Annotated in this window: 8 protein-coding genes; all 8 read left to right on the top strand. The window is 64.8% G+C overall.

Features of this window, described 5'->3' with window-relative positions; translation table 11 throughout:
- Window positions 1-50: 50 nt before the first annotated feature.
- The 8 genes from acpP (at window position 51) to lepB (ending at window position 8902) form a co-directional block, all read left to right on the top strand.
- Window positions 51-290 (top strand): acyl carrier protein, encoded by a 240-nt coding sequence (acpP, locus tag ACN6PJ_RS20170; protein WP_003813816.1) that lies wholly within the window; start codon window positions 51-53, stop codon window positions 288-290.
- Window positions 291-482: 192 nt separating this feature from the next.
- On the top strand, window positions 483-1712 hold the full coding sequence (fabF, locus tag ACN6PJ_RS20165; RefSeq protein ID WP_427997594.1) for a beta-ketoacyl-ACP synthase II: 1230 nt from the start codon (window positions 483-485) through the stop codon (window positions 1710-1712).
- A gap of 489 nt (window positions 1713-2201) precedes the next feature.
- A complete protein-coding gene (gene rpoE / locus ACN6PJ_RS20160; protein WP_043543305.1) occupies window positions 2202-2801 on the top strand; it encodes an RNA polymerase sigma factor RpoE in 600 nt (199 codons plus the stop codon).
- A gap of 12 nt (window positions 2802-2813) precedes the next feature.
- A complete protein-coding gene (locus ACN6PJ_RS20155) occupies window positions 2814-3332 on the top strand; it encodes a sigma-E factor negative regulatory protein (RefSeq protein ID WP_427997593.1) in 519 nt (172 codons plus the stop codon).
- The gene (locus ACN6PJ_RS20150) at window positions 3332-4396 is read left to right on the top strand and encodes a MucB/RseB C-terminal domain-containing protein (RefSeq protein WP_427997592.1); all 1065 of its coding nucleotides are present in this window, start codon (window positions 3332-3334) and stop codon (window positions 4394-4396) included. Before ACN6PJ_RS20155 ends, ACN6PJ_RS20150 begins: the two co-directional genes overlap by 1 nt.
- A 108-nt stretch (window positions 4397-4504) precedes the next feature.
- On the top strand, window positions 4505-5911 hold the full coding sequence (locus tag ACN6PJ_RS20145) for a DegQ family serine endoprotease (RefSeq protein ID WP_427997595.1): 1407 nt from the start codon (window positions 4505-4507) through the stop codon (window positions 5909-5911).
- Window positions 5912-6199: 288 nt separating this feature from the next.
- A complete protein-coding gene (lepA, locus tag ACN6PJ_RS20140) occupies window positions 6200-7993 on the top strand; it encodes a translation elongation factor 4 (protein WP_427997591.1) in 1794 nt (597 codons plus the stop codon).
- 24 nt (window positions 7994-8017) lie between these two features.
- On the top strand, window positions 8018-8902 hold the full coding sequence (gene lepB, locus ACN6PJ_RS20135) for a signal peptidase I (RefSeq protein ID WP_427997590.1): 885 nt from the start codon (window positions 8018-8020) through the stop codon (window positions 8900-8902).
- Window positions 8903-8904 lie beyond the last annotated feature (2 nt).

Raw genomic sequence — 8904 nt, 5'->3', positions numbered from 1 at the left:
ACTCCGCGCTTGGCTATAATTCGCGGGATTTTTCCCATTTGGAGATCTGCATGGAAAGCATCGAACAGCGCGTCAAGAAGATCGTCGCTGAACAACTTGGCGTCAACGAAGCCGAGATCAAGAACGAATCCTCCTTCCTTGACGACCTCGGTGCCGATTCGCTCGACATGGTCGAACTGGTCATGGCGCTCGAAGACGAATTCGAGACCGAGATCCCCGACGAAGAGGCCGAAAAGATCACGACCGTGCAACAAGCGATTGACTACATCAATTCGCACGGCAAGCAGTAAGCTAGGCTTATACCCTTCTGGTGGCCCGAGGATGAACTTCGGAGCCAACCGGAAAATCGGGGCGGTTTCAGGAATTTGCCGTGTGGTCCGCATGCGGGAAGGGCGTGGTAAAGCCCGACCCGCTTTTGCGTGGGCCGCGCGCGCAGCGCATCCCGAAAACCGCCTTTCTTTTGTCTGTTTGAGGAGTCATCCGTGAAGCGACGTGTCGTCATCACCGGCCTGGGTATCGTTTCTCCCGTGGGGAACGACCTGACCACCGCTTGGGACAATATCGTCAACGGACGTTCTGGCATCAGCCGCATCACCCGTTTCGATCCCTCGGCCATCACCACGCACATTGCCGGCGAAGTCAAAGACTTCGACATCAGCGCCTATATTTCGGCCAAGGAAGCCCGCCAGATGGATACGTTCATCCATTACGGGCTGGCGGCCGGGATGCAGGCATGGCGCGATAGCGGCCTGGAAGTCACCGAAGCCAATGCCGAGCGCATCGGCGTTATCGTGGGTTCCGGCATCGGCGGCCTGCCGCGCATCGAAGAAACCCAGGTCGAATACCTGTCCAAGGGGCCGCGGCGCATTTCGCCGTTCTTCGTGCCGGGTTCGCTGATCAACCTGATCTCCGGCCATCTGTCCATCGCCTATGGCATGAAGGGCCCGAGCTACGCGGTCGTGTCGGCTTGCACCACGGGCCTGCATTGCATTGGCGATGCCGCCCGCCTGATCGAGTACGGCGATGCCGACGTCATGGTGGCCGGCGGCGCCGAGTCGACCGTGTCGCCGCTGGGCATCGGCGGCTTCGCCGCCATGCGTGCCCTGTCGACCCGCAACGATGATCCTCAGACGGCTTCGCGTCCCTGGGATCGCGACCGTGACGGTTTCGTCCTGGGCGAAGGCGCGGGCGTTCTGGTGCTGGAAGAGTACGAGCACGCCAAGAAGCGCGGCGCGCGCATCTACGGCGAATTCGCGGGCTACGGCATGAGCTCCGACGCGCACCACATCACCGCCCCGGACAAGGACGGCCCGCGCCGCGGCGTCATGAACGCGCTGCGCAATGGCGGCCTGAACGTCGATGACGTCCAGTACGTCAACGCGCACGGCACGTCCACGCCTCTGGGCGACAAGAACGAAACCGATGCGTTGAAGCTGGCTTTCGGCGATCACGCCAAGAAGCTGGTGGTCAACTCGACCAAGTCCATGACCGGGCACCTGCTCGGCGCCGCGGGCGGCATCGAGGCAGTGTTCACCACGCTGGCCGTGTACAACCAGGTTTCGCCTCCGACGATCAACATCTTCAATCAGGATCCCGAATGCGATCTGGATTACTGCGCCAATGAAGCGCGGCAGATGAAGATCGACGTGGGTCTGTCCAACTCGTTCGGTTTCGGCGGCACCAACGGCTCCATGGCCGTTCGCCGGGTCTGATTTGGAAGACCCGGTCGGGGAGCGTTGGTCGTTTCGCGTGCCCGTCTCGCGTCCCAGGGGTGTCACGGCTGTCCACGGCCTGGCGCTGGCCCTGGCCGCGGGCAGCGCGTTGACGGCCGCCTCCTGGCACGGCATGGCCGGGCCGGCGTGCGCGGCGGTATTGCTGCTTGGGCTGGCCAGGCTGTTACACTCCGCACGGAGCGGCCCGTCCCCGGTATCCGCGCTGCGCACGGCAGCCGGGGCAGGGCGCTGGCAGTTGCGGCTGCCGCAAGGCTGGCAGGACGCAAGTCTTCTGGACCGGCAGCGCGGTCCTCGCTGGCTCACGCTCACTTTGCAGCCCTTGCCCACCGGGAGTACGGCCTTTACCCACAGCACCATCACCCTCACCGTCTGGCAGCGGACGTTGCGACCTGAGTCCTGGCGGCGCCTTTGCCTGCTGACGGGCACGGCGCGGCGCGTCCGGCCGGCGGCCCGCCCGCGGGAGGCGTCATGAGCGAGCGCGAAGTCGACGCCGAGCTTGTCGCGCGCGTCCAGCGAGGCGACAAGAAAGCCTTCGACCTGCTGGTGCTCAAGTACCAGCGCAAGATTCTCCGCCTGCTGGCCCGGATGATCCGCGACCCCGCGGAAATCGAGGACGTGGCCCAGGAGGCGTTCATCAAGGCCTACCGGGCCCTGCCCCAGTTCCGGGGCGAAAGCGCCTTCTACACCTGGCTGTACCGTATCGCCATCAATACGGCGCGGAACTGGCTGGCGTCGCAGGGCCGGCGTCCCAGCGCGCCCAATGCGATAGAAACGGAAGACGGTGAAACTTTTAACGAAACCGACAACCTAACCGATATAAGCACGCCGGAATCCATGGTCGCCAGCCGCGAAATCGCCGAAACGGTGAACGCGGCCATTGAGGAATTGCCTGAAGAATTGCGCACTGCAATCGTCCTGCGTGAAATCGAAGGTATGAGTTACGAAGACATCGCCCAGAGCATGGACTGCCCGATCGGTACGGTGCGCTCCCGCATTTTTCGTGCGCGTGAAGCCATCGCCACCAAATTGCGCCCATTGCTAGGCACCGATGACGAGCGTCGCTGGTAAGGAGTGGCAGTCATGCAAACAGCAGCCAAATCCGTCGTGATCTCCGAGTCCTCCTGGGAGGAGTCGGTCTCCGCCTGGATGGACGGAGAGGAATCCGACGATATTTTTCCCGGCTTGTTGTCCCGCGAGGGACGCGAGACCTGGGACACCTATCATTTGATCGGTGATTCCCTGCGCAACGCCGACCTGGCGCTGACCCCCAGCGCGGCCTTCCAGGCCCGGCTGGCACGGGCCCTGGACGCGGAATTGCCTATCGTTGCGGCGCCTCGGCGCCGTTCGCCTTTGCGGGTAGGCCTGTCCGGCCTGGCCGTGGCCGCCGCCGTGGCGACCGTCGCCTGGGTGGCCCAGCCCTACCTGACCGGCGAGTCGGGCGGCGAAGTGCGCGTGCTGGCCGACGCCAGCGCGCCGGCCCCGGCCCCGGCCTCGGCCGCGGATGATTCCGGCCTGCGCGACTACCTGGAGGCCCACCGCCAGATGGCCGGCCCCAGCGCCGTCCGGCAGGTGTCGTTCGACGTGGGAGCGGGGCGTTGATGGCGCTGGTGCTTCCATCACGCTGGCCGGTGCTGAATCTGGGACGCGCTGCGTCGCTGCAGGCTCACCGCGCCGGCTGGCTTGCCGCAACGCTTCTGACCGCTTTCCTGGCCGCGCACGAACCGGCGCGCGCCGCCGACGCCGCGCCAGCCGCCACCGATGACGTGGTCCAGCTGCTGACCCGCATCCAGCAGGCGGCCCGCAAGCAGGACTACGCGGGCGTCTTCATGTACCAGCAAGGCGAGACGATCCAATCCTCGCGCCTCGTGCACGTCCTGGACGGCACGGGCGAGCGCGAGCGCCTGGAGATCCTCGACGGCCAGCCCCGGGAATACCTGCGCCACAACGATGACGTGCAGTGCCTGATTCCGGAGCGCAAGACGGTGCTGATCGAGCGCCGCCGGGGAGACCGCTTTCCCGGCCTGCTGCTCGGAGACGCGGCCGATCTGACCGAAAACTACAAGATCCGCACCGAATCGGCCCTGCATCGCGTGGCCGGGCGGGAGTGCCGCCTGATCATGATCGAGCCGCTGGACAAGCTGCGCTACGGTTACCGGCTCTGCGCGGATGTCGAAACCAATCTGCTGCTGAAGGCCCAGACGCTGAACGCCGCCCGCGGCGTGGTGGAGCAGGTGTCGTTTACGTCGTTGCGCCTGGGCTCGGAGGTCGATCCCCAGCTGCTGACCTCGCGTTGGAGCACGCGCGACTGGAAGGTGCTCGAAGCCTCGATGAAGCCGGTCGACCTGGCCGCCCAGGGCTGGCGCATCCCGGCCCCCAAGGGCTTCAGGCCGGTCATGCAGGTGGCGCGCGCCATGGGGCGAGGCGCCACGGTCAGCCAGATGGTGCTGTCCGATGGGCTGGCGGCAATTTCCGTATTCATCGAACCGTACGATAGTCAGCGCGGCCACCGTCCGCCCCATGGCGCCGCCCAGCGGGGTTCGATTACCGTATATGGCACGCGCATCGCGGATTTCTGGCTGACGGCCGTGGGTGAGGTGCCCGTGGCGACGCTGGAACAGCTCGCGGAGTCCACAGAGTACGTGCCCGCCGCCGGGTCCAAGTGATCCGCCGGACGCGGCAAGCAGCAATTTCGGAGTAAGTCTATGAAAGCAATGACAGTGTCGAACGTGTTTTTCCGGCGCTTTCTGGCGGCGGCAGCGCTGGGCGTGGCGATGTCCGTCGCCCAGGCGCCCGTGGCGCTTGCCCAGTCGCCCGGGGTGGTGCTGCCGGACTTCACGAGCATTGTCGAAAAAGCCGATCCCGCGGTCGTGAACATCCGCACCACGGCGACCGTGCCGGTGCGCGGGATGGGCCCCGGCGGCGGCAACGATCCGTACGAGCTGTTCCGCTGGTTCTTCGGCCCCGAATTCCAGCCGCCGGGCGGCGGCGCGCCTACGCCGCGCCAGCGTCCGCAGCAGCCCCAGCCCGAAGAGCGCACGGTGCCGCGCGGCGTGGGGTCCGGCTTCTTCATCTCCGACGACGGCTACATCCTGACCAATAACCACGTGGTCGTGGACGCGACGGACATCTACGTCACCCTGACCGACGGCCGCGAGTTCAAGGCCAAGGTCATCGGCACGGACGAGCGCACCGACGTGGCGTTGATCAAGATCGAAGCCAAGGACATGACTCCGCTGGTCATCGGCGATCCGAAGAAGCTCAAGAAAGGCCAATGGGTGCTGGCCATCGGCTCGCCGTTCGGCCTGGATTCCACCGTAACGTCGGGCATCGTCAGCGCCATCGGCCGCGACACCGGCGAGTACCTGCCTTTCATCCAGACGGACGTGGCGGTCAACCCGGGCAATTCGGGCGGTCCGCTGATCAATCTGGACGGCGAGGTCGTGGGCATCAATTCGCAGATCATTTCGCGCAGCGGCGGCTTCATGGGCATCTCGCTGGCGATTCCCATCGACGAGGCCATGCGCGTGGTGGACCAGTTGCGGGCCACCGGCAAGGTGACGCGCGGCCGCGTCGGCGTGCAGATCGGCGAAGTGGGCAAGGACGTGGCCGAAGCCATCGGCCTGCCCAAGGCCGAGGGGGCGCTGGTGAGCAGCGTGGAAGCCGACGGCCCCGCGGAACAGGCGGGCGTGCAGCCGGGCGACGTGATCCTGAAGTTCAACAACGAGCCGATCAAGCGCTGGTCCGATCTGCCGCGCATCGTGGGCGAAACCAAGCCCGGCACGCGCGCCGACATGCAGGTGTGGCGCAAGGGCAAGACCCTGACGCTGACGGTCAAGGTCGGCGAGATCCCGACCGAGAAGGCGCCTGCCGCAGGCAAGCCGGCGGCGCCCGCGCCGGAAGCCACCAACGCGCTGGGCCTGGGCGTGGTCGACGTGCCTGCCGACGTGCAGAAGAAGCTGCGCATCAAGGGCGGCGTCCAGGTGAAGATCGCCGAGGGCGCGGCCGCCAAGGCGGGCCTGCAGGAAGGCGACATCGTGTTGGCCCTGAACGACACCGACGTGACCGGCGCCAAGCAATTCGGCGAACTTGTCTCCAAGCTGGACAAGGGGCGGGCCGCGGGCCTGTTGGTGCGCCGAGGCGACCAGACGCAGTGGGTGGCGGTCCCTGCTTCGAAGTAGAGCCCCCACGCCTCGCCCCCCTGAGGGGCGGGCTGCCCCCCGAGGGGGCGTCTTTTGCCTTGGGGCGGCGCGCCCTTCGAGGGCGTGCGTTTTCGCCCAGGAACGGCCCGTCGGCAAAAATGGTCCAAGACCGGCTAAAATGCCTGGTTGCCGCAAGAGGGGGCGCATGGCGCCCCCTCGTTTTGCCCGGGCTATGCCCACAGGCACTCCTCTCGTCAGCCGTGCGTACTCCGGCGGCGGTGTCTTCCGGCCCTGTGCCGAGTGTTCCGTCCCCTTATAATTTCAAGCATGCAGCATATCCGCAACTTCTCCATCATTGCCCACATCGATCATGGCAAATCGACGCTGGCCGATCGCCTGATCCAGCGCTGCGGCGGATTGGCGGACCGCGAAATGTCGGCTCAGGTCCTCGATTCGATGGAAATCGAGCGCGAGCGTGGCATCACCATCAAGGCGCAGACGGCCGCCCTGCATTACAAGGCGCAGGACGGCAAGGTCTACAACCTGAACCTGATCGATACCCCGGGACACGTGGACTTTTCGTATGAAGTCAGCCGCTCGCTGTCGGCATGCGAAGGCGCGCTGCTGGTGGTCGACGCGTCGCAGGGCGTCGAAGCGCAGACCGTGGCCAACTGCTACACCGCCATCGAACTGGGCGTGGAAGTCCTGCCCGTGCTGAACAAGATGGACCTGCCGCAGGCCGATCCCGAGGGCGCGCGCCAGGAAGTCGAGGACGTGATCGGCATCGACGCCTCGCAGGCCGTGCTGGCCAGCGCCAAGACCGGCATGGGCATCGACGAGATCCTCGAGTCCATCGTCGCGCGCGTGCCGCATCCCGAGGGCGACCCCGAGGCGCCGCTGCAGGCGTTGATCATCGATTCGTGGTTCGACAACTACGTGGGCGTGGTGATGCTGGTGCGCATCATCAACGGCGTGCTCAAGCCCAAGGACAAGATCCTGCTGATGGCTTCCGGCGCCACCCACCTGTGCGAGCAGACCGGCGTGTTCACGCCCAAGTCGCAGCAGCGCCCGCAACTGTCCGCCGGCGAAGTGGGCTTCATCATCGCCGGCATCAAGCAGCTGGCGGACGCCAAGGTCGGCGATACGGTCACACTGGCCAACAGGCCGGCCGCCACGCCGCTGCCGGGCTTCAAGGAAGTGAAGCCGCAGGTGTTCGCGGGCCTGTATCCGGTGGAAAGCTCCGAGTACGACCAGCTGCGCGATTCGCTGGAAAAGCTGAAGCTGAACGATTCCGCGCTGATGTTCGAGCCGGAAGTCTCGCAGGCGCTGGGCTTCGGCTTCCGTTGCGGCTTCCTGGGCCTGCTGCACATGGAAATCGTGCAGGAGCGCCTGGAGCGCGAGTTCGACATGGACATCATCACCACGGCGCCGTCCGTGGTGTACGAAGTCGTGCAGCGCGATGGCTCCGTGATCACGGTGGAAAGCCCGTCGCGCATGCCGGAAGTGGGCAAGATCCAGGAAATCCGCGAGCCCATCGTGAAGGTCACGCTGTTCATGCCGCAGGACTACGTGGGCCCGGTCATGACGCTGTGCAACAACAAGCGCGGCGTGCAGATCAATATGAGCTACCACGGCCGCCAGGTCCACCTGGTGTACGAGATTCCGCTGGCCGAGATCGTGCTGGACTTCTTCGACAAGCTGAAGTCGGTGTCGCGCGGCTATGCGTCCATGGACTACGAGTTCCTGGAGTACCGCTCCGCCGATGTCGTGCGCGTGGACTTGCTGATCAACAACGACCGTGTGGACGCGCTGGCCGTGATCGTCCACCGCAGCAACGCGCGTCACCGCGCCCGCGATGTGGTTTCGCGCATGCGCGGCCTGATTCCGCGCCAGATGTTCGACGTGGCCATCCAGGCCGCGATCGGCGCCGAGATCATTGCGCGCGAGAACGTGAAGGCCTTGCGCAAGAACGTGCTGGCCAAGTGCTATGGCGGCGACATCTCGCGCAAGAAGAAGCTGCTGGAAAAGCAGAAGGCCGGCAAGAAGCGCATGAAGCAGGTGGGTAGCGTGGAAATCCCGCAGGAGGCGTTCCTGGCCATCCTGCAAGTGGAAGACAAATAGAACCAAAAAGAAGGCGGTTAGCTGATGAGTTGGAACTTTGCCCTGATCCTGTTTGTGTTGCTGGTGCTGACCGGCATTATCTGGGTTCTTGATCTGGCAGTGCTGCGCCGAGGCCGCGAGCGCCGGGCCCAGGCCGCAATGGCGCAATACGACGCGGCCCTGGTCGGAGACGCCCAGGAGGCCGAAAGGCTGCGCCGCGAGGCGGGCGACGCGGCGCGCCGCGTGCCCTGGTGGATCGAGTACGCGGTCAGCTTCTTCCCCGTGATTCTTTTCGTGTTCCTGCTGCGTTCGTTCGTGGTGGAGCCGTTTCGCATCCCGTCGGGTTCCATGCTGCCGACCCTGCAATCGGGCGATCTGATCCTGGTGAACAAGTTCAGCTACGGCCTGCGCCTGCCGGTCATCGACAAAAAGATCATCGAGGTGGGCAAGCCCCAGCGTGGCGACGTTTTCGTCTTCCGCTACCCGGTGGATCCGGACGTCGACTACATCAAGCGGGTGGTCGGCCTGCCCGGCGACGAGATCGCCTACCTGGACAAAAAGCTGTACGTCAACGGCGAATTGGTGCCGCATGTGCGGGACGGCGACTATTTCGAACCCGATCGCGTTTCCTATATTGCGCAATATAAGGAGAAATTGGGCGAAGTTGATCACAAAATCCTGCTAGATGAAAACAAACCGCAGGAATATGCGCCGATGTGGCAATTTCCCAACCGTGGGAACTGCCAATACAGCCGCAATGGGGTACGCTGCAAAGTACCTGAAGGCCAATTCTTCGCAATGGGCGATAATCGGGACAACAGCGCGGACAGCCGGTACTGGGGCTTTGTTCCGGAATCCAATATCGTCGGGCGCGCGTTCTTCATCTGGATGAACTTCAGCGATCTCAGCCGCATCGGCCGGTTCAACTGATT

Origin of the sequence: Achromobacter sp., assembly GCF_050285585.1 — a bacterium.
Classification (GTDB): domain Bacteria; phylum Pseudomonadota; class Gammaproteobacteria; order Burkholderiales; family Burkholderiaceae_B; genus Achromobacter.
This window is presented reverse-complemented; position numbering and strand designations above follow the sequence as displayed.

Bases quoted from the DNA above. Each gene is read 5' to 3' on its own strand.
- lepB (WP_427997590.1), top strand. From the start codon at position 8,018: ATGAGTTGGAACTTTGCCCTGATCCTGTTTGTGTTGCTGGTGCTGACC.
- ACN6PJ_RS20155 (WP_427997593.1), top strand. From the start codon at position 2,814: ATGCAAACAGCAGCCAAATCCGTCGTGATCTCCGAGTCCTCCTGGGAG.
- rpoE (WP_043543305.1), top strand. From the start codon at position 2,202: ATGAGCGAGCGCGAAGTCGACGCCGAGCTTGTCGCGCGCGTCCAGCGA.
- ACN6PJ_RS20150 (WP_427997592.1), top strand. From the start codon at position 3,332: ATGGCGCTGGTGCTTCCATCACGCTGGCCGGTGCTGAATCTGGGACGC.
- acpP (WP_003813816.1), top strand. From the start codon at position 51: ATGGAAAGCATCGAACAGCGCGTCAAGAAGATCGTCGCTGAACAACTT.
- lepA (WP_427997591.1), top strand. From the start codon at position 6,200: ATGCAGCATATCCGCAACTTCTCCATCATTGCCCACATCGATCATGGC.
- ACN6PJ_RS20145 (WP_427997595.1), top strand. From the start codon at position 4,505: ATGTCCGTCGCCCAGGCGCCCGTGGCGCTTGCCCAGTCGCCCGGGGTG.